Genomic DNA, 22,946 nt, shown 5'->3' with positions numbered 1-22,946 from the left:
CGGGCCGCCCGCCGGTGGCGCAGGCGAACGGATCCGCGCCAGTGACGACGTCTCGCGCAGGAACCGCTCGCGGTCGGCTTCGCCAGGCACCGATTGCGCGAGCTCCGCCACAAGGTCGGCGGCGGAACGGCCGCGCCCGGCGACCGTCTGCACCATGACGCGCGCAACCGGACCGACATAGGTCCGGAGCTTGTCCTCCACCGTCTTCAGCAGCACAGGATCGAGTGACGATTGCGGCCTGCGGCCGCCTGAGTCATCGCGCGGCGGGCGCGGTGACGCAACTACCGTCGTTACTCTGGCTTCGGACGCGACGCGCGTGCTGTCGGGTGATGCCTCCCGCAATACCTGGCGCAGCGCATCGGCCATGTCGGTACCGGTGTCGAAGCGGTCGGCCGGATGCTTGCCCATGGCCCGCTCGAGCACCAGCTGCAGGCGCGGCGCGGCATTGCGCACGTGCGCCGGCAGGAGCGGCAGGCTGTCGTTCTGGATGCGGCGACTGACCTCGGTCACGTTGCGACCCTGGAAGGCGCGTTCGCCAGCGACCATCTCGTACAGCGTGGCGCCGGCCGAGAAGATGTCGGACCGGCCGTCGACGACATCGTCGCCGCGACACTGCTCGGGCGACATGTAGGACGGCGTGCCGATCGTCGAGAAAATGGTGGTCGTCTCCACGTTCATCAGCTTGGAGATGCCGAAGTCGCCCACCTTCACCCGTTGGTCGGTCGTCAGCATGATGTTGCCGGGCTTGATGTCCTGGTGGATCACGCCCTGCTCGTGCGCACTGGTCAGCGCATCGAGCACCTGCAGCATGATGGCGATGGCGTCCGCGACTTCCATGACCGGCGCTTCGTCGAGCAGCTGGCGCAGGCTGCGCCCGGAGACGAACTCCATCGCGAGGTAAGGTTGCTCCTCGTGAAGGGCGAAGTCATAGACCGCGACGATGTTGGGATGCGCGCAGCGGGCAGCCGCCTCGGCCTCGCGGCGGAAACGCTTGATGTAGTCGGCGCGGTCGGCGCCGCTCATCAGCTTGGTCGAGATCAGCTTGATGGCGACGGTGCGGCGCAGGACGGGATCGTGTGCCCTGTAGATCTGACCCATGCCGCCAACGCCGACCAGTTCCTCGACGACGTAGCGGCCGATGTTGGGCGGGAGCGGCTCCATGGCTACCGTTCCCGCGGGACACCGATCATGTGCCCTCCAGCATCCTCATGGCATTCTGAAGGCTGCGATGCATGAGGTTGAACGAGCGGCCCAGCGAAGAGATCTCGTCGCTTCCCCTGACCGGATATTCCTGTACGTCGGTCTTGCCGGCACTGACATCGCGCGCAAGCGCTGTGATCTCCTGGATCGGCTTCAGGATGATGAAGTGCATCAGAACGTTCAGAATCACCAGCATCACCACGAACACTGCGCTCAACGAACCCACGAATGCCAGCAGCGAGCGGTTGGCGCGATTGAGTGCCACGCTCATCGGCACCGACACTATCTGCGCCCCGATCACGTCGTTCAACTGCCAGCCGAAGCCGTTGCTGTTGCCGTACAGGTCGATCATGGTCGGCGGCGCCGCCGCCGGAGTCGAATGGCAGGCGAGGCAGGCCTTGTCGGTCAGGCGAAACGGGCGCGCAAAGGTCAAGAACGGACCTGTCGCCGTCTCGCGAAGGCCGACGAACTCGCCGAGCTTGGGGTCGTTCTTGAAGGCGTGGATGACGTCCGACTCCCAGTTGGTGGCACGGTCGGCCGGATTGGTCGGGTTGAGGGCCGCTTCCTTGTAGGAATAGTCGGGGAAGTCCTTCTGAAGTTGGTGCAGGACGGTCTGTGCCGAGTAGGACGGGACCGAATGGGGCAGGAAGCGCACCGCGAGCTGGTCGACGATCAGTGGCCGGATCTCATTCTGGGTGTAACCGCGGACCGCCGTTCCGCTACGCATGATGAGGTTCGCTTCGTTCAGCATCTGACGCCTGGCTTCCTCGATCGTGATCTCTCGCGCGAGGAAGGTCGCGATCGCGAGGCCGATCAGAAAAGCGCTGACCATGACCAGATTGAATTTCGTCCGGAGGCCCACGGCACCCACCCCTTGTCCTGATGCTTAGCGTCTTGACGCTCAACGCACGCTGTTGACGAGCTTCGTCGCTTGTTCGCCGGTGAGACGGCCTGTCATTTCGCCTTTGATCTCGAACTGATAGCGACGGATGGCAGCGCGAGTTTCCGGCCCAAAGGTGGCGTCTATGCGGCCGGAATAGTAACCCAGGGTCGCCAGCGCCACCTGGACCTGCCGCCGGTCCTGATCGGACATGCGATCCTCGTCCACCATCACCTGCTGCGGCGGCGCCGGGGCGGGCGCGGCCGGCGGCGGACTTGGCGTCGGCGCCGGGGCCGGTGGCGGAGGTGCCACGGCCACCGGTGGAGGCGGCGGGGCGGGAGGAGGCGGCAGCGGCTTGCCGCCGATCAGGAACGCGGGCTTGCCGGTCGCGGCAACGAAAAAGGCCGTACCGGCCCCGCCCTTGGCGAGCTCGGCCCGCATGCCGGCGACGAACTTTTCGACGCTGAGCTCGTCACCCGTGAGCTGGCCGCGCAAGGCCTGCGCCGTTGCTGTCGGCCCAGGTGCCGCGGCGTCGTTGTTGGTGCCGATAACGGCGAAGCTGCCCGGCTGGATCTGCTCGCCCAACTTGGCCAGGCCGGTCGCCTGGGTCTCCGGCGGCTGGAAGCCGTCGAGCAGGACGACGCCCGAGCTGTCACCGACGCGGGCCAGGCTGTCGACCAGGCTCTTGGCGATGAGACCCTGGGTCAGGACGTCGTTGTCGCGCGTGATGTTGGCAGCAGCCGGCAGGAGGAACGGGCGGCCGTTGAACTCCCGCGCATAGCCGCAATAGTACAGCACGGCCACCGACGGCGGTGACGCCGTGGTGCGCTTGGCCAGGGAGCCGATGGCGGCGTCGAATTCACCCCGTCGCACGTCGCTTCGCTCGACCACCTCGAAGCCCTTGGCCTTCAAGGCGTCGCGCACCAGCGCGGCCGACGCGGTGCACCGAGGCAACGGCGGCAGGTCGGCATACTGTGCGTTGGCGACGATCAGGGCGGTGCGTAGCGGCTGGGACTGCGCCGGGCTGGTGTTCCAACAGAAGCCGGCGAAGCCAGCTAGAACGGTGACGAGACAAGCGCGCATCGGGCGTAACCCATCAGTCTGTCGGGTGGCTCCCGACCTTGCACAACTCGTGCAGTCAGTGTCACCCGTTCCCCCTGCCAAGGCAATAGCGAGCGCCCGCCAGGGGTTCGCTAGGTAGCCGATTATTTTCGACGGCAATGTGAGTTTACGCACCGCCGCGGACCAAATGCCAGCATGACGCCAGGGCGAGACCTGTGCGCCAGTCGTACAGAGTGTGCGCTAGGCGATGTCGCTCGCCTGGATACGCTTCACGCCCGCCTCATCCATCTTCTTCCACGCCGCTGCCAGAGAGCCGTTGAGGTCGATCGCGCGCGTGGCGTCCTCGATGACGTAGGCCGTGAAGCCGAGCTTGCGCGCGTCCAGCGCCGTCCAGGCGACGCAGAAGTCGGTGGCGAGGCCGGTCACGAACACCGTGTCGACGCCGCGCTCCTTCAAGTAGCCGGCCAGACCCGTCATGGTCTTGCCGTCCGCCTCGAAAGCCGAGTAGCTGTCGACATTCTTGTTGAAGCCCTTGCGGATGACCAGCCCCGCGGTCGGCAGCTTCAGGTCCTTGTGCAAGGCCGCGTCATCGGAGCCTTGCACGCAGTGATCGGGCCACAGGACCTGCGTGCCGTAGGGCGCATCGAGGTCGTTTCGAACGGCTTCTTGCCCGAGTGCGCGCTGGCGAACGAGGCATGGCCCGGCGTATGCCAGTCCCGCGTCACCACGATGTTCTCGAACGAAGCCGCGAGCTTGTTGATCACCGGCACGACCTGCGCCCCGCCCTTCACCGGCAACGCGCCGCCGTCGATGAAGCAGTTCTGGACGTCGACCACGATCAGGGCCGACTTCGGACCGGGCTTGATGGTGCCGGCCGTCCGGACACCGGTTGCGGCGACGAGACCGGCCGCGGCGGCCGTACCGAGGAGAAAGCGACGCGAGACGCCAAACGACGCGATGACGGGCATGGCAACCTCCATCGAGAGTCGTGATGCCAGTCTTGCAAAAAAGCGGGCCCGCGAGACGACAGGCCGGGCTATCGCCGGCTGAATTCGTCTTTGACCGCCTGCAGGAGCGCGGGATCCGCTGCGATATCGATCGCCGTCATCGCCATGGCCTTGGCCGAATCGAGGATGCACGCCTCGGCAGCCGAGCCGATCGAGGCGGCATGGAACTCGTGGCTGTGGGGCGGCACGTCGCGCGCCGTCATCGCCATCTGCGGCTGGATGGTCGGCACGAACCAGCTCACGTTGCCGGTATCGCCCGACCAGGCGCCCGACAGCTCGTCGCGCGGCCGGGTCGTCCGGCCGAGGACCCGCATGTTGGCATCGTAGCGTTCGGCGAGCGCGGCGTTGCTCAGCAGCTCGCGACCAGGCTTGTCGCGCCAGGTGCGCTCCAGGCGAGCGCCGGCCATCTCGGCCGCGCCGGTCAGGCAGGCATCGATGCGCGGGATCACCTTTTGCAGCGTCTCGGCGTTGTTGGCGCGCACGGTGATCACGGCCGTCACATGGTCCGGGATGACCTGCGGCAGCGTCCCCCCCTTGGTGATGATCCAGTGTACGCGCACGTCTGACGGCAACTGCTGGCGCAGCGCGCCGATACCGTTCAGCGCCTGCAGCAGCGCGTCGAGAGCATTGATGCCGAGCTCCGGCCGCGCCGCCGCATGCGCGGCCTTGCCGAAATAGGCGACCTGCACGCGGGTCGCGCCGACGGTGCGGGAATGGGCGATGTTGTCCATGCCGGGATAGACCAGCATCATGGCGTCGATGCCGTCGAAGAAGCCTTCGCGGTGCAGGATGTTCTTGCCGCCACCGCCCTCTTCGCCCGGCGTGCCCAGCGCCATGGCGGTGCCGCCGAGCGCGCCCACGACCTTGGCGTAGCCGATCGCTGCTCCCACGCCCGCCGCCGCCACGACATTGTGGCCGCAGCTCTGGCCGTAGACCGGCAGGCCGTCGTACTCGCACAGGAAGGCGATGCGCGGGCCCGGGTTCGCCGAAACCGCGGTGGCACGAAAGGCGGTCCTCAGCGAGCCCAGCCCCTCCTCCACCTGCAGGCCGCTGTCGCGCAGCGCCTTGCATTGCCAAGCCTGCGCCTTCACCTCCTCGAAGGCGAGCTCGACGTCAGCGTGCATTTTCGCGCTGATGTCGAACAGGATGGCCTGCGCCGCGTCGATCGCGGCGCAGGCAGCTTGCTTGAGGGCGGCTGTGTCAGTCACGCATGGTTCTCTTGCCAATGGCGGGCGATGTCGATTCGTTTGGCGAACCATATATCGGGGAACGACTTGGCGTAGGCGATGAACTTCGACACCGCCTCCGAGCGCGCTGGATGGCCGGCCAGACGCATGTGCAGCCCGATCGACATCATCTTGGGATAGGTCGCGCCCTCCTTGTAGAGCCGGTCGAAGGTGTAGCGCAGATGTTCCTCGAAATCCTCCGGCGGACCGAAATGGCCGGCGCCGAAGCGCGAGTCGTTGTTCACCAGCGAGTAGGGAATCACCAGGTGCTTCTTGTCCCCGACCATCGTCCAGTAGGGCAGGTCGTCGTTGTAGGCATCCGAGTCGTAGACGAAGCCGCCCTCCTCCACCACCAGCTCTCGGGTGTTGACGCTGGGTCCATAGCGGCAATACCAGCCGAGCGGCCGCTCGCCCGTGGTCTCTTCGATCGACTTCACCGCCAGCCGGATATGCTCTCGCTCCTGCTCGCGGCTCAGCAGCGTCACGTCCTCCCAGCGATAGCCGTGACAGACGACGTCGTGGCCGCGCTCGCGGATCAGGCGCGCGGCCTTGCGGTTGCGCTCGAGCGCGACGGCGCAGACATAGAAGGTGCTCTTCACGTCGTGCTCGTCGAAGATGTCCATGAGCCGCCAGAAGCCGACGCGCGCGCCATATTCGTACATCGTCTCCATGGCGAGATCGCGCTTGCCCGCCGGCCACGGCCGCACCGCCGATTCCGACAGCACACGCTCGGGATTGGCATCGCCGTCGCCGACCGCGAGCTCCGAGCCTTCCTCGTAGTTCACGACCAGCGAGATCGCGATGCGCGCGCCGCCCGGCCAGGTGACCTTGGGCGGCTTGCCGTTGTAGCCGACGACGTCGCGCGCCGGACCGGGGATGGAAGTGGTCTTGGACAAAGTCGTCTCCCGATCAGGCGTGATGCGCCATCCAGTGGCGCGCGATATCGATGCGTCGGGCAAACCAGACGTCGGGATGGCTCTTGGCGTAGGCGATGAAGTTCGCCAAAGCCTGCGCCCGGCCGGGATGGCCGACCAGCCGCATATGCAGGCCGATCGACATCATCTTGGGATGCGTCGCGCCCTCCTTGTACAGCCGGCCGAAGTTGGCCTTGAGGTACTTCTCGAAGTCGGCCGGCGAGCCGAAGGCGCCCCAGTTGAACTTGCCGTCGTTGGTGGCGAGCGAATAGGGAATCACCAGGTGCTTCTTGGCGCCGACCACCGTCCAGTATGGCAGGTCGTCATTGTAGGCGTCGCAGTCGTAGAGGAAGCCGCCCTCCTCGACGACCAGCTCGCGGGTATGGACGCTGGGTCCATAGCGGCAGTACCAGCCGAGCGGCCGCTCGCCGGTGGTCTCGGCAATGGAATCGACGGCGCGGCGGATATGGTCGCGCTCCTCCTCGCGGGTGAGCAGCGAGACGTCCTCCCAGCGCCAGCCATGCGAGATCACGTCGTGGCCGCGCGGCCGCATCTCGCGAGCCGCATCGCGGTTGCGCTCCAGGGCGACGGCGCAGGCGTAGAAGGTGCACTTCACCTCCTGCTCGTCGAAGATGTCCATCAGGCGCCAGTAGCCGCAGCGCGAGCCGTATTCGAAGTGCCCCTCGCCCGCGAGGTCACGCTTGCTGAGCGGCCAGTCGGCGGGACCGCTCGGCTCGCGCGTCGCATCGCCGTCGCCGATCGCCAGCTCCGAGCCCTCCTCGTAGTTCACGACCAGCGAGATCGCGATGCGCGCGCCATTCGGCCACGACACCTTGGGCGGGTTGCCCTCGTAGCCGATGAGATCGCGTTTGGGTCCAACGAGGGTCATTGCTTCGGCCTCAGGTATATGTAGCGGGCGTAGGGATCCTGGGAGAAGGTGACGCCCGTGATCTTGGGGCTGACAACGATGGTGCGGCCGACCAGGATTGCCGGGTTCAAGGTCGAGGCCGAACTGGCCACATTCTCCTGGATGGTCTTGTAGGCGGCCAGGCGCGCGTCCTTGTCGCTGGAGTTGCGGTACTTGAGATGCAGCTCGTCGACCTGCGGGTCGCTGAAGCGCGCCCAGTTGGTAAAGCCCGCGGTCGGCGTCTTGGTCACCAGGCCGAGGTTGGTGAGCGTCGAGGGATCGTTCAGCCAGATCACGCCCTCGTTCAGCAGCATGCCGCTCATATTCTGGTCGACGCCGTTGATGCGGGCGCGCACTGCGTCGAGCAGTTGCAGCGCCGGCGTCGGCTTGAGGTTGGCCGTGATGCCGACCTGCTTCAGCGAATCGGCGATGATGATGGCGATGTCGCTGTTGTAGGGCAGCGCCGTCGAGTACCAGAAGTCGAAGGACAGGCTCGTCTTGCCGGCCTCCTTCAGGAGCTCCTTCGCCTTGTTGAGGTCGGCCTTGTACTTCTCGTAGTTGTTGGTGCAGGTCCAGTCCTCGGCGTTGTACAGGCAGATCTGCCGCTTGCCGCGGCCCGACAGCGCCGTCTTCAGGATGCGGTCGTGCGGGATGGCGTAGAGCACGGCCTGGCGCACCTTGGGATCGGTGAACGGCTCCTTGTCCATGGCCATGTGCAGCCGCAGGATCGACGGCGTCTCGCCGTGCAGCACCGGGAAGCCCGCCGCGGCCAGAGCGTCGTACTGGCGGCCGGTCAAGCCCTCGGCGGCATAGTCCACCACCCCGCCCTTGATCAGGGACACCAGGTCGGCATTGCCGATGATGCGCAGCACCACGTCCTCGAAGGCTGGCTGCTTGCCCGACCAGTGGTTGGGCACGGCCTTGAGCTCGAGCTGCTGGCCGAGCGTGCGGTTGGCGATGTAGTACGGACCTGTCGTCGCGAGGTTCTTCTTCAGCCATTCGTTGGCCCACGGGTCCTCGGCCGTGACGTGCTTCTTGACCTCGACCGAGTCGATCACGGCAAACTGCTGGAACTTCATCGAGGTCAGCGCCACAGGCACGGCCGTTGGCTTGCCGTCACCGTCGGTGAAGGTGATGCGCACGGTGAGCGGATCGACCGCCTCGACCTGCTCGGCCTTGAACAAGCCTGCGATGCCCGCCTGGTTGCGGCCGTTGCCGGCGATGCGGGTCAGCCGCTCGAAGCTGTAGCGCACGTCCTCCGAGGTCATCGGATTGCCGGTCGGATAGAAGTTGATGCCCGGCTTGAGCTTGAAGGTGATGACCGGACCGTCGACGGTCCACGATTCGGCCAGCTCGGGCACGACCTCGACCGGGTCGGCCATCAGCGTGCCATCGGGCTTCGGGTTGAACTTCATGCGCACCAGGCGCTCGTAGACGTTGGTGCCGATCTCCTGGTCCTGCTGGCCGCGGATGTCGGCTGGGTCGAGGCTCGCAATGTCGGCCGGGATGGCGTGGACCAGCGGCTTGGCGCCGGCCGTGCCGGCCGAGGCCAGCGCCGCCAGCATCGCGGCGCAACCGAAGAGCAGACGTCTGGGCATCAGCATGTCGAGATCCTTTCGATGACAACGGGACAGGCGACGGCACGGCCATCGCCGATATCGATCAGCGGCGGCCGGCTCGCCGAGCAGGAGGGCCGGACGAGCGGGCAGCGGCCGGCGAGACGGCAGGCGTCGGGCGGGTCGATGGCGCTCGATATCTCGCCCGACAGGCGCGTGCGCGTGCGCTTCACCCCCCAGCGCGCCACGGGCGCGGCCGACAGCAGTGCCTTGGTGTAGGGATGCTTGGGATCGGCGAACAGGTCGCCGGTCGGCCCGGTCTCGACGATGCCGCCGAGATACATGACGGCAACCCGGTCGGCGACATGCTGCACGACCTGCAGGTCGTGGGTGATGAAGAGGTAGGCGAGGTTCAGCCGCTCCTGCAGCTCGAGCAGCAGGTCGAGGATCTGGCCGCGGATCGACACGTCGAGCGAGGATGTGGGCTCGTCGAGAATGACGATCTCCGGCGACACGGCGATGGCGCGGGCGATGCCGACGCGCTGGCGCTGTCCGCCACTCAGCTCGTGCGGATAGCGGTCGAGGTGGGCCGGTGTCAGCCCGACCATCTCGATCAGTTCCTTGACGCGCGCCGCACGCTCGCTGCGCAGCAGGTAAAGATGCAGGCTGAGCGGCTCCTCCAGCACCTGGCGTACGCTCATGCGCGGATTGAGCGAGGCGTTGGGATCCTGGAAGACCATCTGGATGCGGCGATAGACCCCGGCCAAACGGCTGGGCTGCAATCCCAGGATCGAATCGCCGCCGATCACGACGTCGCCGCCGGTCGGCTCGACCAGCCGCACGATGCAACGCGCCACCGTCGACTTGCCCGAGCCGCTCTCCCCCACCAGCGCCAGCGTCTCGCCGGCCTTGATCTCGAGGTCGACGCCGTCCACCGCCACCAGCCGGCGTCCGCCCTGGACCGGGAAGGTCTTCCTGAGGCTGCGGACCTGCAGCAGCGGCCGGTTGAGGACGGGATCGTCCTGCATCAGGCGGCCTCGACGAGCTGGCTCGCCGACAGAAGCCGCTGGGTGTAGCCGTCGGCGGGCCGGGTGAAGATCGCTTCGGCGCTTCCGGTCTCGACGACGCGGCCGGCATTCATCACCACGACCTCCTGGCAGGTCTCGGCGACGACACCGAGATCGTGCGTGATCAGGCAGGTCGTGAGCCCGCGCGTGTGGCTGAGCTCGACGATCAGCTCCATGATGTCGGACTGGATGGTGACGTCGAGGCCGGTCGTCGGCTCGTCGAGGATCAAGAGCGACGGCCGGCAGATCAGAGAGGCCATGGCGATCATCGCGCGCTGCGCCATGCCGCCCGAGAATTCGTGGGGATACTGCCGCGCCCGGCGCTCGGGCTCGGGGATGGAGACACGGCCTAGCGCCTCGATGGCCTGCCGCATTGCCGCGCGTCGGCCGCCGCCGTGCTGGAGCTGCCAGACATCGGCGAGCTGGCGGCCGACCGTGAAGACGGGATTGAGGGCGGCGCGCGCGTCCTGGAAGACCATGCTGATCTCCGCGCCGCGCACGCGCCGCATGGCCCTCTCGTCGAGGCCGAAGAGATCGACGCCGCGGAACAGCATACGGCCCCCGGTGCGCTCGAAGGCGGGCGGCTGGATGCCGAGGACCGACAGCGCCACCAGCGACTTGCCGCTGCCCGATTCGCCCACCACCGCCGTCATGACGCCGGTCTTCAGGCGGTACGACACGCCGTGCAGCACGGGCGCGAGTTCGCCGGTTTCGCCCACGAAGCCGCCGCTGTAGTCCTCGATCTCGAGCAGGGCGTCGCTCATCGCCGCCGCCGCGGATCGGTGAGGTCGGCGAGCGCGTCGCCCAGCAGGTAGAGGCCGCCGGCCAGGCCGAGGATCGCCAGCCCCGGGAAGAACGACACCCACCACTGGCCGGTCATGATGCCGTCCTGGCCTCGGGCGATCATGTTGCCCCATTCCGGCACGTTGGGGCCGAGCCCCAGGCCCAGGAAACCCAGGCTCGCGGTCACCAGCGCCGAGAAGGCCGCGTTGATCGAGGTGAAGGCAAGCAGCGGCCCGACGCTGTTGGGCAGCAGATGGCGGAAGGCCACGCGCCACGGCAGGTTGCCGGCCATGCGCGCCGCCTCGGCGTATTGCCAGGTCTTCTTGGCCTGGATCTCGGCGCGGGCCAGCCGCAGGTAGTCCGGGATGCCGACGAACGACAGCACGAGGATGACGTTGACGATGCCGGCGCCGACCGCCTGCACCACCAGCATGGCGAACAGCAGGCCGGGAAAGGCCTGGAAGATCTCGACGCCGCGCATCATCGCGGTGTCGAGCGCGCCGCCGTGATAGCCCGACAGTACGCCCAGGACCGTGCCGACGGTGAGCGCGATGGTCACCGCCGCGAAGGCGATGCCGAGATCGTAGCGCGCGCCGACCATTAGGCGCGACAGCATGTCGGCCCCCAGCCGATCGGTGCCGAGAGGAAACGCCCAGCTCGGCGCATCGTAACCGTCGCCGATGCCGGGCGTCAGCGGATCGTAGGGCGTCCAGACGAAGGAGATCAGCGCGACTGCGACGTAGAAGGCGAGCAGGCCGAGCCCGATGCGCAGCGCCCAGTACGACCGCGGCCGACGCCGGCGCCTGTGCGCCGTCTTGGCCGAACCGCGGTCGCGGAGCACGGCGTGGGTCATGAGCGGATCCGCGGATCGATGAACATGTAGAGGAGATCGACCAGCAGGAAGGCCAGCACGTAGAGCAGAGAAGCGTAGATGACGAAGCCCTGCAGGGCGGCGAAGTCGGAGCGTTCGATCGCCTGCAGGGCGTACTGGCCGAGGCCGGGCCAGGCGAAGATCGATTCCAGCAGCACCGCGCCCGCGAAAATGTGGCCGGCGACGCCGCCGATCAGCGTCACCACCGGCAACAGCGCATTGCGCAGGCTGTAGCGGAACCACACGACCCGCGGGCTGTGGCCCATGGCGATGGCCGTGCGGATGTAGTCGCTCTGCATGGCCTCGGCCATGGCCGAGCGCGTCACGCGCGCGATCGGCGCGGCCGAGCTGAAGCCCAGCGTCAGCGCCGGCAGAGTGATCTGCTTGACCGCGAGCCACCACAGGTCTGGACGGCCGGCGAGCAGCGTGTCGACCAGCAGGAAACCGGTGATCTTGGGCGGGAGCGCGATGCCGATCGGCAGTCGGCCGACCGGTCCCGGCAGCCAGCGCAGGTCGACGAAGAAGATGCTGATCAGCACCAGCCCGACCCAGAACTGCGGCAGCGCCATGCCGCTCAGCGTCGTGCCGCGCACCAGGAAGTCGGGCCAACGCTCGCGATGGACGGCGGCCAGCACGCCGAGCGGGATGCCGACGGCGATGCCGAGCGACAGGCCGACCATACCGAGCTCGAGCGTGGCCGGCAGCCGATCCCACAGATCGGCCGCGACGTTCTGGCCGGTGGTGAATGAGATGCCGAGATCGAAGCGCAGGAGTGCGCTGATGTAGTTCACGAACTGCATGGGCAGCGGGTCGGCGAGCCCGAGCCGGGCGCGGATTTCGGCACGCAGCGCATCGGTCGCCTCGGGCGGGGCGTAGAGCTCGGTCGGGTCACCGTTCAGCACCCGCGCCATGAAGAAGGTCATGGTGACGACCCCGAACGCCACCGGGAAGACCCAGAGCAGGCGGCGCAGGATCATCTTGCCGAGCGGCGGCATCAGAAGCCGAGCAGGTTGTCGCGGAAGTGCTGGTGCTCGTAAGCGCGCCGCACCGCGCCGCGCCGCTGCAGCGCCGGGACGAGGCCGTCGGTGATCTCGGCGATGTAGCGGCGCGTCAGGTTGCCGGTGAAGACGAAGCCGTCGCCGCCGACCTCCTCCATCAACGCGGCCATCTGGCCCGCGACCTTGTCGGGGGTGCCGACCAGCTCCTCGTAGCTGTATTTGTAGTTCTGTGCGATCTCGCGCAGCGTGGCGCCCTGCTTCAGGAAGCGCTTCAGCGTGCCCTGTTGGCCATTGGTCGTGAGCTCGCCGATCGGCGCATCGATGTCGAAGACGGAGAAATCGATGTCGGTCAGACTGCCCATCTGGGCCAGCGCGAGTTCGGGCGCTGCCTTGCGGTGGGCCTGCCGGCGACGCACGCGCTCCCAGGCTTCCTCGTCGCTCTCGCCGATCGTCGGCGTGGCGACATACATCACCTTGCAGCTGTCGGGATCGCGTCCGGCTGCGGCGACTTTCTTGCGCATCGTGGTACGGAAAGCCTTCATCTCCTCGACGGTGCTGACGGCGCACAGCACCGCATCCATACGCTTGGCAGCGAAGTCCTGGCCCTGCGGGGAGTTGCCGGCCTGCACCAGGACGGGCTGGCCCTGCGGCGGCCGGGCGGTGTTGAGCGGCCCGCGCGAGGAGAAGAACTGGCCCTTGAAGTCGATCTTCCGCACCTTGGCGGGGTCGACGAACATGCCGCGCTCGCGGTCCATCACGATCGCGTCGGCGTCCCATGACGACCACAGCTCGAGGACGACCTCGACAAACTCGGCGGCCATCTCGTAGCGCAGGTCATGCTCGAGATGCGTATCGAGGCCGAAATTCTGGGCCGCCCGCTCGGCGGTCGAGGTCACGAAGTTGCATCCCACCCTGCCTTTCGACATCAGGTCGAGCGTCGCAATCAGCCGCGCCAGCAGGTACGGGGGATAGAAGCTGGTCGAGATCGTCGGCACGAGGCCGAGCCGGCTGGTCGCCTGCGCCATCAACGGCACCAGCGGCAGCGGATCGTTCTTGGGCGCGCGCAGCGCACGCTTCAGGTAGAAATCCATCGAGCTGCCGTAGTTGTCCGGCACGAACACCGAATCCTCTAGCAGCACGAAATCGAAGCAGGCCCGTTCCGCCGCTTTGGCAAGGTCGACATGCAGGTCGGGATGCGACCAGTCCTCGCCACTGGTGCCACCCCACAGCTGGTTCCAACCGTGAACGCCGAAGCTGTTGCCGAGAAACCAACCAAGGTGGAAGAGATCCGCCGCCAAATCCGCCTCTCTGCAGGAGCCGCGGGCCTCCTTGCAAACGGCGGACCATTCGAGGCGTTCGACGGCGCCTTCCCGGCAGGGTGACTATGCCGTCAGGACGGGACTTTCAGGGCTCACGCTTGTTCCCGCGCATGAAGGCCGCCAGCGGCATCGCCGCCAGGGCGGCGAAGGCCATCAGGTAGAAGGCATTGAGATAGCCGATCATCGCCGCCTGCCGCAGGATCTCGTTCGACAGGGTCTGCAGGCTGGCGGCGCCGTCGAGGCTCCACTGCGGCGGCAGGCCGGGCTCCGTCAGCGTCTTGTTGTAAGGCGTGATGTATTCGGTCATGCGCGAATAGTTCGACGCCGTCGACCGGCTGACGACCAGCACGGCCACAGAGATGAACAGGCTGGAACCGAAGTTGCGCATCAGGGTGAAGACGGACGAGCCCTCCGTCACCTGGCGCGGCGGCAGGGTCGAGAAGGCCATCACCGTCATCGGCGTGAAGGCGACCGACTGGCCGAAGCCCAGCAGGAAGTTGCCCCAGAACACGTCGCTGTCGGTCAGGTTGATGTTCCAGTGCGCCATCCAGAAGCCCGCTACCGCCTGGATGCCCATGCCGCAGACGATGGCCGAGCGCGGTGCGATGCGGGTGAGCTGGACGACCACCAGGAACGCCGCCCAATTGCCCATGCCGCGCGCGGCGATGAGCATGGCGATGGCGTTGTCGGGGTAGCCGCGCAGGTCGTGCAGCAGGGTCGGGAACAGCACGATGCTGGTGAAGTTCAGCATCCCCATGATCAGGGCGAGCAGGATGCCGATGGTGAAGTTGCGATCGAGCAGCAGGCGCGGATTGACGAACGGCTCGGCCACCGTCAGGCAATGCACGACGAAGATCCAGAGCGCCAGCGTGCCGGTGAAGGCGTAGAGCACCATCTCCGTCGATTCGAACCAGTCGAGGCGATGGCCGCGGTCGAAGATCAGCTGGGCGCAGGTGATGGCGACGGAAAGCGCGATGAAGCCGGTCCAGTCGAACTTGACCGGGCTCTTGGCCGTGTAGTCGCGCAGGGCGAACCAGATGCAGGTGAGAGCGCAGATGCCGGGCGGCACGATGATGAAGAAGGCGGCGCGCCAGTCGTAGGCCTCGCTCGCCATGCTGCCGACGATCGGGCCGAGCACGGGACCGAACACCGCGCCGATGCCCCACATGACGATGGCGGTGGGCTGCAGATGCTTGGGGAAGGTCGCGAGCAGGATGGCCTGGCCGAGCGGCATGATCGGCGCGCCGAACGCGCCCTGTCCCACACGCGCCAGGATCAGGGTCTCCAGGCTGCCGGCGAAGCCGCACAGCAGCGATGTGATGGTGAAGCCGAGCACGGTGAAGAACATCAGGTTGCGCCAGCCCAGCCGGCTGGCCAGCCAGCCGGTCATCGGCGTGGCGACGGCGGTGGCCACCAGGTTGAGCGTGATCACCCAGGAGATCTCCTCCTGCGTCGCCGACAGGTTGCCGCGCATCTGCGGCAGCACCAGGTTGGCGATGGTGATGGTCATGCCGAACAGCATGTTGGCGAGCTGGACCATCAACAGGATGAGCCACTGCCGCCCGCTGATCGTGAACAGGCCGCCTTTGTCCTCAGCGACGACGGTCGTCATTCCCCCGCTTCATCGTTGTTCTTGGCGCGATGATTCGACAGGACGCCACCGAATGACAGGACAAACGCGTGCTGCGTTGCAACAATCGACTCAGAGGCCGAGGCGATAGACCTTCGACGCGGTGCCGCTGAACAGGCTCTTCTTCTCGGCGGTACTTGCTCCCGCGGCGAGCCGCTTGCAGGCGTTCCAGAACACGCCGTAGCCATAGGAGCCCTTGTCGACGGGGAAATTGCTCTCGAACATGGCGCGGTCGGCGCCGAAGGCCTCTACGCAAGTCTGGACGTACGGCTTCCACAATGCGGCAAGCTGCGCGGAGCTCGGCGCGCTCTCGCCCTCGTGCACGTCGAAACCGAGCAGCCGCATGCCGAGACCGCCCAGCTTCACGTTGACATTGGGGCAGGCCGCGAGTGTGCGGATGCTCTTGCTCCACTCGGCAAATACCTCATCGCGCTTGCCCTTGTAGCGGCCGAGCCCGATCGGACCACCGACATGGTTGAGCACGATCGTCGTGCCCGGGAAAGCGCGCGCGAGGTCGATCACATCGGCGAGCTGCGTGTGGTAGACCCAGGCGTCGAAGCTCAGCCCCAGCGGGGCGAGCTGAGCGAAACCCTCGCGGACCTTTTTGTCGACCAGCAGGCCCTCCGGCCGTACGGCCGTGGCGCCCCATTGCGTCTGATCCGGATGAACCGAGGCGATGAAGCGGATGCCGCGGAAGCGGCCGCCGCCGGCCACGATCATCGCCTCCAGCACCTCGCGCACGCGCGCGCCCAGCGGCAGGTCGGCATGGCCGACGATGCCGGCGCAGACACGCGGCTTGCCGTAGCCGCCGCTGGCGCTCATGGCCGCCACGCCATTGGCGAATTCGATCTCGCCGACGGGCCGCATCTCGGCGGGGCCGTCGTCGCGGTACATCGACAGCCATTCGAGGTAGACGGTGGCGATGACGTTATGGCCGCCTTCGGAGATGTCCTTCAGCAGGTCCGGCAGCAGGTAAGTGCCGCTTTCCGGACGATCGATCAGGTGATGATGCGGATCGACGATCGGCAGGTCGGGCTCGAGCGCCACCTCGCGGCTCTTGGCGAGCCATTCAGGTCGCACTGCGAGGTGCGAGCTGATGGCGTTTGGCGACGGTGTAGACATTTTTTTCCTCCCTCTTGCCGGACTGCGGGCCTCCAGGCCCGCTCATGATTCATGAATGCGGGCCTGGAGGCCCGCGGTCCGGCAAGACATTAACGCGCGAACTTGCCGGTCAGCGTCGCCTTCTCGAGGGTATTGAAGTGAAGCTGGAAGCCGATGATGGCGGCCGAGGTGTCGGCGTTGACCGGCAGCGCATCCTGCTTCACGGCGAACACGGTGAAGATGTAGCGATGCGGGCCATGGCCCTCCGGCGGGCATGGTCCGCCATAGCCCGGCGCGCCGAAGTCGGTGCGGGTCTGCAGCGCGCCCTTGGGCAGCAGGCCGGCCTTGGGATTGCCGGCGTCGAGCTTGAGCTCGGTCGTGTCCGCCGGGATGTTGACCACGACCCAGTGCCAGAAGCCGCTGCCGGTCGGCGCATCGGGATCGAAGCAGCTGACGGCGAAGCTCTTGGTCCCCGCCGGCACGCCCGACCACGCAAGATGCGGCGACTTGTTGCCGCCGCCGCAGCCGAAGCCGTAATCGGCCGACAGGATGTGGTCCATCTTGAGGGTCTCGCCCTCCTTGAAGCTGGTGCTGCTGAGCGTGAGCGCCACGGTCGCCTCCGGGATCGTCAGTGCGAAATCGCGATCACGAGTGGATCAGCTTGCCGATCTCAATGCAAAAAAATTCCAGCCGCTGCCGCTTGCATGGTCCGCAAAGCGATAGCCCACTACTGACCGACGTACTTGGTGATCTCCTCGCTGGCCTTGCGTCGCACCAGCTCGTCCGCGACGGCTGAGGAAACGCAGATCTTGTTGACCGGATTCAAGACGGTGCCGAGCGACTTGGCAATCACCAGCGCGACGGGGATGCCGATGATGCTCAGGCAGAACAAGAAGACCTGGATGGCATTCAGCACCACGAACACGAGCCCGAACGGGATGTAGAGGATCATGATGATGGTGGAGTAGGCCTGCCACGCCGGGTTCTGCTCGACCTTCAATTCCGCCTTGCTGACCATCGCCTGCCCGAAGGGTGCCAGCAGGAACTTGCCGAACTCCATCAGGCCAAGCCCGATCGGCGCCGGCAGGATCAGGATCGTGAGCAACAGCCCCAGCAGCCAGTAGAACGCCGCCGTCAGAAACCCGAAGAAGGGGAAATGCCACAGGATGTTGCCGAGTGTCCGCATCGGTCATTCCCCCCGCCTTCGCGACGCTCCGCTACAGCCCCTGCCCGCCCGCTACGGAGATGGCCTGGCCGGTGACCCATGATGCCAATGGCGACGCCAGGAACAGCGCCACGTTGGCGACCTCCTCGGCATAGCCCATGCGGCCGAACGGGATCGACGCCAGGGTGGCGTTATAGAGCTTGGGATCGCTGCTCTTGCGGCGATCCCACACGCCGCCAGGGAACTCGATCGAGCCCGGGGCGATGCAATTTACGCGCACGCGGTCCTTGGCGTACATCGCGGCCTGTGTGGTGGTGTAGTGGACCACCGCGGCCTTGATGGCGCCGTAGGGCGGCTGGCGCGCCGCGGGATGGAAGGCCGCGATCGAGGAGATGTTGACCACGCTGCCCTGCGCCTGCTGCAGCGCCGGATAGGCCTCTTGCGTCGCATGCACGATCGCCATCATGTCGACCGCGAGATTGGCGCCCCAGCCCTTGTCGTCGTCCGACGAGCCGAAGGCCGAGGCGTTGTTGACCAGGAAATCGACGCCGCCCAGCGCGGCGACGGCGTCGCGCACATAGCCGCGCACGGCGTCGCCCTTGGCGAGATCGGCGCTGGCGGCATGAGCCTTGCGGCCGAGCTTGGCGATCTCGGCCTTGGTCTCCTCGAGCGCTTTGGGATCACGGGCGCAGATCGAGACGTCGCCGCCCGCCGCCGCGAAGCCCATCGCAATCGCCTTGCCGATGCCGCGGCTGCCGCCGCAGACGATCGCCTTCTTGCCCGTGAAATCGATCTTCATGAAAGCCTTGCTCCTTGTTCAACGCTGATTGACGCAGACGGCCGACAGGACCGGTGCGGGCGAGCCGTCGTCGCGCACCGCGCCACCCGCACCCGGCGCGGCCGGGGTGCGCACCGTATCGCCAAAGGCGCCCAGGCGGCGTGCGTCGTTGCGCAACTCGGACAGGGCAATCTCGCAAGCCTGCCGCGAAGCGAAAGCGACCTGGTAGCTGGTGGTCGAATTGCCGCCCAGGAACCACGTCACCAACAACAGGTATTCCATTCGTTCCCCCCGCCGATGGCCCCATTACCTTGACGGCAATTCAACCACGCTGCCCGGGCTTGTGCTAGGATTTGGCAAAAGAACGACGTTTGGGAGGAAGTGATGCGATACGTGAAAGCCGCCGCGGCGGCAGCGTTGGCGTGCGTCCTGTTCAGCGTTCCCGCGTTCAGCCAGAACAATGCCGTGAAGATCGGCGTGCTGGACGACATGTCCGGCCCCTATGCCGAGAATACCGGTCCCGGCGACGTCGCCGCGGTGCGGTTCGCGATCGCCGATTTCGGCGGCTCGGTGCTCGGCAAGCCGATCGAGCTGGTGACCGCCGACTTCCAGAGCAAGGTCGATGTCGGCGTCGGCATCGCCAAGCGCTGGTACGACGACGAGAACGTCGACATGATCCTCGGCATCCCGAACTCGGCCATCGCACTCGCGCTGGTGCGCATCGCCCAGGAGAAGAACCGCATCGTCATGCCGACGGCGGCGGCGACGTCGGAGCTCACCGGCAAGGCGTGCACGTCGCATTCGATCCACTGGATCTACGACACCTACGGCCAGACCAAGACGATCGTGAACGCCATCAGCAAGATGGGCGGCGACAATTCGTGGTTCTTCGTCACCGTGGACTACGCCTTCGGCCTCGCGGTCGAATCCGACGCCACCAGCTTCATCAAGGCGGCGGGCGGCAAGGTCGCGGGCTCGGTGCGCCATCCGCTGAACACCGCGGACTTCTCCTCGTACCTCCTGCAGGCGCAGGCCTCGAAGGCCCAGGGCCTGATGTTCGCCAACGGCGGCAACGACATCATCACCGGCGTCAAGCAGGCGGCCGAGTTCGGCCTAGCCAAGCAGGGCATGAAGATCAGCGCCCCGCTGGCGCAGTTCCCCGACATCCGCGGCGTCGGGCTGAAGGTGGCGCAGGGCATCCTGATCTCGAGCCCGTTCTACTGGGACATGACGCCAGAGGCGCGCGCCTTCACCGACCGCTTCACCAAGGTGATCGGGCGCCCGCCCTCCTTCATCCAGGCCGGCACTTATGGCGCCGTGCTGCACTACCTCAAGGCGGTGCAGGCCGCCGGCACCGACGAGGCCAAGGCCGTGATGGCCAAGATGAAAGAGCTGCCGATCAACGACTTCATGACCAAGAACGGCAAGGTCCGCGAGGACGGCCGCGTGATCCGCGATATGTACCTCATGCAGGCCAAGACGCCCGAGGAATCCAAGGGCGAATGGGACCTGGTGAAGATGGTCGCGACCGTGCCGGGCAACGAGGCGTTCCGGCCGCTGAGCGAAGGCGGTTGCCCGCTTGTTGGCAAGGTGAACTAGGAACTCGTCGTGGGCGGGAATTAAGACGAATTCGGACAGTTTCGCCCTGTCCGAATTCAACCCGCCAAAAGTCGCTGTTTTGGGCCTTTTCTGGCCTTCGGGGCAATTAGGATAGTTTCGATGGCCATTTCGGTCGGGAGAGTTTGGTCTCGGCGCATCACCCACGCCTGGCGCGCCCGTCGACCTCGCGCACCGCAGCCTAGTCGAACGGGCCAACCCGCCGGCCGTTGTGGATCCGACAGACGATGCAAAGAGCGACAACGCGAGAAGCGACGCAACAGGATCACAATATAACTTCAGTTCATGATCGTCAAGAACTTCAGTTAGCTACGGCCTGTTTCGCTCTCTGCCAATTTTTTCGTGCCATAGAGGGCCACCTCTGGCGGACCGAATCGACGATCACGCCATTCCTTGTGTCGCTCTGCCCGAGTGCCAGCATTGCTTGCAACCCCGGCCATCCGGCCGTTCAAACCTTCAGCAGCTCATGCACGAGTGACTCGCACTCCTTGGTGATCCCGCTCCTGAACCAGCGCTGTGCGTTGATCTCGGGATCGCCTGAGTACAGCCGCTCGTACAGCCCGGCGCGCGAGCCGAATTCACTGCCGGTCATGTCCCACGCGAGCTTCATCAGCTCGAGCCGCCGTTTGGCGTCGATGTTGGGGCCGATCAGCCACTGGTCCATCAGCGGGCCGATCGCGGGGTTGGCGTAGTCGGCGCCGCTCATGGCGAGCACGCCCGAGCCGGCGGCGATGCGCAGCACGTCGGCCGCCTTGGTGTTGGCGTAGGGGAAGAAGAAGTTGATGGCGGCCCCGCCGGCGACGCCGACGGTCTTGGGTCCGGTGAGACCGTCGCCTTCGATCCTGGTCTCGCCGCGGGCGAAGGCCTCGGCACGTCGCAGCCCCTCCTCGACCGCGCCGGCGCGGATGCCCTCGGCGACGCTCACCAGAGCGATGAGCTCGCCGATGGCGGCCTGGAAGCGCGGCAGCTTGTCCCGGCCGTTGGCGCGCGCGATCGCCGTCGCCATGCCGGCCAGGAAGCGCAGCTTCATGGTCGAGCGGATGGTGGCCTGGATCGGCGTGTAGCCCGGCCGCGACGCCAGCATGCCGTTGTAGGCCTCGAGATCGCCGTCGATGATCATGCGCTCGTCCGGCACCAGCACGCGATCGAACATCAGGATGGCGTCGCCCTCGTCGAAGCGGCTGCTGAGCGGCCGGTCGAACGTGCTCTGCCCGTGATGGAAGCTCTCGCGGCACAGGATCGAGAGGCCGGGCGCGTTCATCGGCACCACGAAGGCCAGCACGAACTTGTCCTCTCCGGGCTTACGCGGATAGTACGGGCCGACGTAGCACTCGTTGGAAACCGGCGCGAGGGTCGAGAGCATGCGGCAGCCGCTCACGACCACGCCTTCGGCCGTGCGCTCGACGACCTGCACCGCCTGCGACGGCGCATCGAGCGTCGAACGGTCGGACTGCGGATCGATCAAGGCATGCGTGACCTGGAAGTCGTTCTCGCGGCAGAGCTCGACCATGCCCTGCGCCCGCGCCGCCGCCTCGTTCTTGCCCAGCGCCCGCAGCGCCACCGCCTGGTCGACCAGGAAGGCCGACATGAAGTCTGTCAGGCGCCCCATCAGGCCGAAGGTGCGCTTGGCGCGCAGGTGGAAGCAGCCGGCGAGCGCTGAAAACTCCTCGCGGGTGCGCGCCTCGAGATAGGTCGTGCTCACGGCCTCGCCCGTCGTCGGCGACTTGCAGGCAAGAAGATGATGCAGGGCCGGATCGTGCTGGTCATCGTGCAGGCCGGCGATGGTGCCGATGACGCCCTGCAACGGCGGATAGTCGGTGACGTCGGTCACGACCTTGCCGTCGATGAAGAGCCTGCGGCCGTCGCGCAGGGAATCGATGTATTGCTTGCCGGTCTTGATGGGCATGGCGGTCCTCTCCGCCCGCATCCTGAGGCCAGGGACGGCTTGGCTTCCATGGCGGAATCTGGAATGTTCGCGACGCGAACATGACGATCCATCGCTCCGTCCGGGCGCTGTCGCGCGGCCTCGCGCTGATCGGCGAGCTCAATACCAGCGGGCCGTCGAGCGCCCAGCAGCTCGCGCGCCGCAGCGGCGTCAATCGCACGACCTGCTACCGGCTGCTGCAGACCCTGCAGCAGGACGGCTACGTCACGTTCGACGAAGCCAGCGCCCTGTTCAGCCTGACGCCACAGGTGCGACGGTTGAGTGAGGGACTGTCGACGCAGGACCTGTCGCGGCAGGCCGCCCTGCCGCCGATGTTCAGCCTGCTCGAACAGGTGTCGTGGCCCAGCGACTTCGCCGTCTTCGAGCTGGGCTGGATGATGATCCGCGAGAGCACGCACTCCTTCAGCCCGTTCTCGGTCCATCGCTCGATGGTCGGGCTGGGCCGCTCGCTGGTGCGCAGTGCGCTCGGCCGCGCCGTGCTGACGGCGGCGAGCCCGGCCCAGCGGCATGAGATGCTGGAGATCACCGCCTCGCTGGTGCCGGAGGATGCTGCACTCGCGCGCGACCGCCGCTACATCAGCCGTTTCGTGGCACGCACGAAAAGCGACGGCTACGCCTCGTCGGTCGATGAGACCGAGCAGGGCATCAGCGCCATCGCCGTGCCGATCGGCGGTGTCGGGCCGGTGATCGGCAGCCTCAACATCGTGTTCTTCACCTCGGCGATGACGACCGAAGTCGCCGCCAGGCGCTACCTGCGCAGCCTGAAGCAGGCCGCCACTGAGATAGAGCGGCGGTGGCGTGCCGCCACGCCCTAGTACCGATAACTGTCACCCCGAGCGTAGCGAGGGGCCTTTAGGTTGCAGGAAAGGGCTCGGGATGACAGTAGGTCCGTATCAGGCATTTGTGAGTTTCGATGCCAG

The 22,946-nt window shown here is 66.6% G+C and carries 21 protein-coding genes and 1 pseudogene; 2 read left to right on the top strand and 20 right to left on the bottom strand.

Annotation, left to right across the window (positions count from 1 at the left end; genetic code table 11):
• The 19 genes and pseudogenes from RSO01_RS11420 to RSO01_RS11330 form a co-directional block, all read right to left on the bottom strand.
• On the bottom strand, positions 1–1,161 hold a 1,161-nt coding region (locus RSO01_RS11420; RefSeq protein WP_147149212.1), incomplete at its 3' end, for a serine/threonine-protein kinase.
• A 25-nt stretch (positions 1,162–1,186) separates the two neighbouring features.
• Positions 1,187–2,032, bottom strand: coding sequence for a c-type heme family protein (locus RSO01_RS11415; RefSeq protein ID WP_218037310.1), 846 nt, complete (start codon positions 2,030–2,032; stop codon positions 1,187–1,189).
• 69 nt (positions 2,033–2,101) lie between these two features.
• Complete coding sequence (locus RSO01_RS11410; protein WP_147149210.1) at positions 2,102–3,163, bottom strand: peptidoglycan-binding protein; 1,062 nt, start codon at positions 3,161–3,163, stop codon at positions 2,102–2,104.
• A 219-nt stretch (positions 3,164–3,382) separates the two neighbouring features.
• A pseudogene (locus RSO01_RS11405) lies at positions 3,383–4,110 on the bottom strand (nicotinamidase).
• 68 nt (positions 4,111–4,178) lie between these two features.
• Positions 4,179–5,357 carry an amidohydrolase gene (locus RSO01_RS11400; RefSeq protein ID WP_170302992.1) on the bottom strand — a complete coding sequence of 393 codons (1,179 nt, stop codon included), beginning with the start codon at positions 5,355–5,357 and terminating at the stop codon, positions 4,179–4,181.
• Positions 5,354–6,271, bottom strand: coding sequence for an allantoinase PuuE (locus RSO01_RS11395; RefSeq protein WP_246158308.1), 918 nt, complete (start codon positions 6,269–6,271; stop codon positions 5,354–5,356). The genes RSO01_RS11400 and RSO01_RS11395 overlap by 4 nt, the downstream gene beginning before the upstream one ends.
• A 13-nt stretch (positions 6,272–6,284) precedes the next feature.
• The gene (locus tag RSO01_RS11390) at positions 6,285–7,178 is read right to left on the bottom strand and encodes an allantoinase PuuE (RefSeq protein ID WP_147149208.1); all 894 of its coding nucleotides are present in this window, start codon (positions 7,176–7,178) and stop codon (positions 6,285–6,287) included.
• On the bottom strand, positions 7,175–8,800 hold the full coding sequence (locus RSO01_RS11385; RefSeq protein WP_147149207.1) for an ABC transporter substrate-binding protein: 1,626 nt from the start codon (positions 8,798–8,800) through the stop codon (positions 7,175–7,177). Before RSO01_RS11385 ends, RSO01_RS11390 begins: the two co-directional genes overlap by 4 nt.
• The gene (locus RSO01_RS11380; protein WP_147149206.1) at positions 8,794–9,780 is read right to left on the bottom strand and encodes an ABC transporter ATP-binding protein; all 987 of its coding nucleotides are present in this window, start codon (positions 9,778–9,780) and stop codon (positions 8,794–8,796) included. The genes RSO01_RS11385 and RSO01_RS11380 overlap by 7 nt, the downstream gene beginning before the upstream one ends.
• The gene (locus RSO01_RS11375; protein WP_147149205.1) at positions 9,780–10,583 is read right to left on the bottom strand and encodes an ABC transporter ATP-binding protein; all 804 of its coding nucleotides are present in this window, start codon (positions 10,581–10,583) and stop codon (positions 9,780–9,782) included. Before RSO01_RS11375 ends, RSO01_RS11380 begins: the two co-directional genes overlap by 1 nt.
• Positions 10,580–11,455 carry an ABC transporter permease gene (locus RSO01_RS11370; RefSeq protein WP_147149204.1) on the bottom strand — a complete coding sequence of 292 codons (876 nt, stop codon included), beginning with the start codon at positions 11,453–11,455 and terminating at the stop codon, positions 10,580–10,582. Before RSO01_RS11370 ends, RSO01_RS11375 begins: the two co-directional genes overlap by 4 nt.
• Positions 11,452–12,468 (bottom strand): ABC transporter permease, encoded by a 1,017-nt coding sequence (locus tag RSO01_RS11365; RefSeq protein ID WP_147149203.1) that lies wholly within the window; start codon positions 12,466–12,468, stop codon positions 11,452–11,454. The genes RSO01_RS11370 and RSO01_RS11365 overlap by 4 nt, the downstream gene beginning before the upstream one ends.
• A complete protein-coding gene (locus tag RSO01_RS11360; RefSeq protein ID WP_147149202.1) occupies positions 12,468–13,769 on the bottom strand; it encodes an NtaA/DmoA family FMN-dependent monooxygenase in 1,302 nt (433 codons plus the stop codon). Before RSO01_RS11360 ends, RSO01_RS11365 begins: the two co-directional genes overlap by 1 nt.
• Positions 13,770–13,875: 106 nt before the next feature.
• Entirely contained in the window at positions 13,876–15,402 is a 1,527-nt protein-coding gene (locus tag RSO01_RS11355) for a DHA2 family efflux MFS transporter permease subunit (RefSeq protein WP_147149201.1), read from the bottom strand.
• A 90-nt stretch (positions 15,403–15,492) separates the two neighbouring features.
• Positions 15,493–16,542 (bottom strand): amidohydrolase family protein, encoded by a 1,050-nt coding sequence (locus RSO01_RS11350; protein WP_147149200.1) that lies wholly within the window; start codon positions 16,540–16,542, stop codon positions 15,493–15,495.
• Positions 16,543–16,631: 89 nt separating this feature from the next.
• Positions 16,632–17,132, bottom strand: a complete 501-nt coding sequence (locus RSO01_RS11345; protein WP_246158305.1) for a YbhB/YbcL family Raf kinase inhibitor-like protein — start codon at positions 17,130–17,132, stop codon at positions 16,632–16,634.
• 116 nt (positions 17,133–17,248) lie between these two features.
• A complete protein-coding gene (locus tag RSO01_RS11340; RefSeq protein WP_147149199.1) occupies positions 17,249–17,707 on the bottom strand; it encodes a YccF domain-containing protein in 459 nt (152 codons plus the stop codon).
• 31 nt (positions 17,708–17,738) lie between these two features.
• Positions 17,739–18,485, bottom strand: a complete 747-nt coding sequence (locus RSO01_RS11335) for an SDR family NAD(P)-dependent oxidoreductase (protein ID WP_147149198.1) — start codon at positions 18,483–18,485, stop codon at positions 17,739–17,741.
• An 18-nt stretch (positions 18,486–18,503) separates the two neighbouring features.
• Entirely contained in the window at positions 18,504–18,746 is a 243-nt protein-coding gene (locus RSO01_RS11330; RefSeq protein ID WP_147149197.1) for a hypothetical protein, read from the bottom strand.
• Between the two features lie 102 nt (positions 18,747–18,848).
• On the opposite strand from RSO01_RS11330, the gene RSO01_RS11325 reads away from it, so the two are divergent.
• A complete protein-coding gene (locus RSO01_RS11325) occupies positions 18,849–20,063 on the top strand; it encodes an ABC transporter substrate-binding protein (protein ID WP_147149196.1) in 1,215 nt (404 codons plus the stop codon).
• Positions 20,064–20,529: 466 nt separating this feature from the next.
• Here RSO01_RS11325 and RSO01_RS11320 read toward each other — a convergent pair whose 3' ends face one another.
• On the bottom strand, positions 20,530–21,987 hold the full coding sequence (locus RSO01_RS11320) for a 4-hydroxyphenylacetate 3-hydroxylase N-terminal domain-containing protein (RefSeq protein WP_170302991.1): 1,458 nt from the start codon (positions 21,985–21,987) through the stop codon (positions 20,530–20,532).
• Positions 21,988–22,067: 80 nt separating this feature from the next.
• On the opposite strand from RSO01_RS11320, the gene RSO01_RS11315 reads away from it, so the two are divergent.
• A complete protein-coding gene (locus RSO01_RS11315; RefSeq protein WP_147149194.1) occupies positions 22,068–22,841 on the top strand; it encodes an IclR family transcriptional regulator domain-containing protein in 774 nt (257 codons plus the stop codon).
• Positions 22,842–22,946 lie beyond the last annotated feature (105 nt).

It is taken from the genome of Reyranella soli, from assembly GCF_007992495.1.
In the GTDB taxonomy this organism is placed as follows: domain Bacteria; phylum Pseudomonadota; class Alphaproteobacteria; order Reyranellales; family Reyranellaceae; genus Reyranella; species Reyranella soli.
The sequence above is the reverse complement of the archived record's forward strand: the minus strand, read 5'-3'. Positions and strand labels throughout refer to the sequence as shown.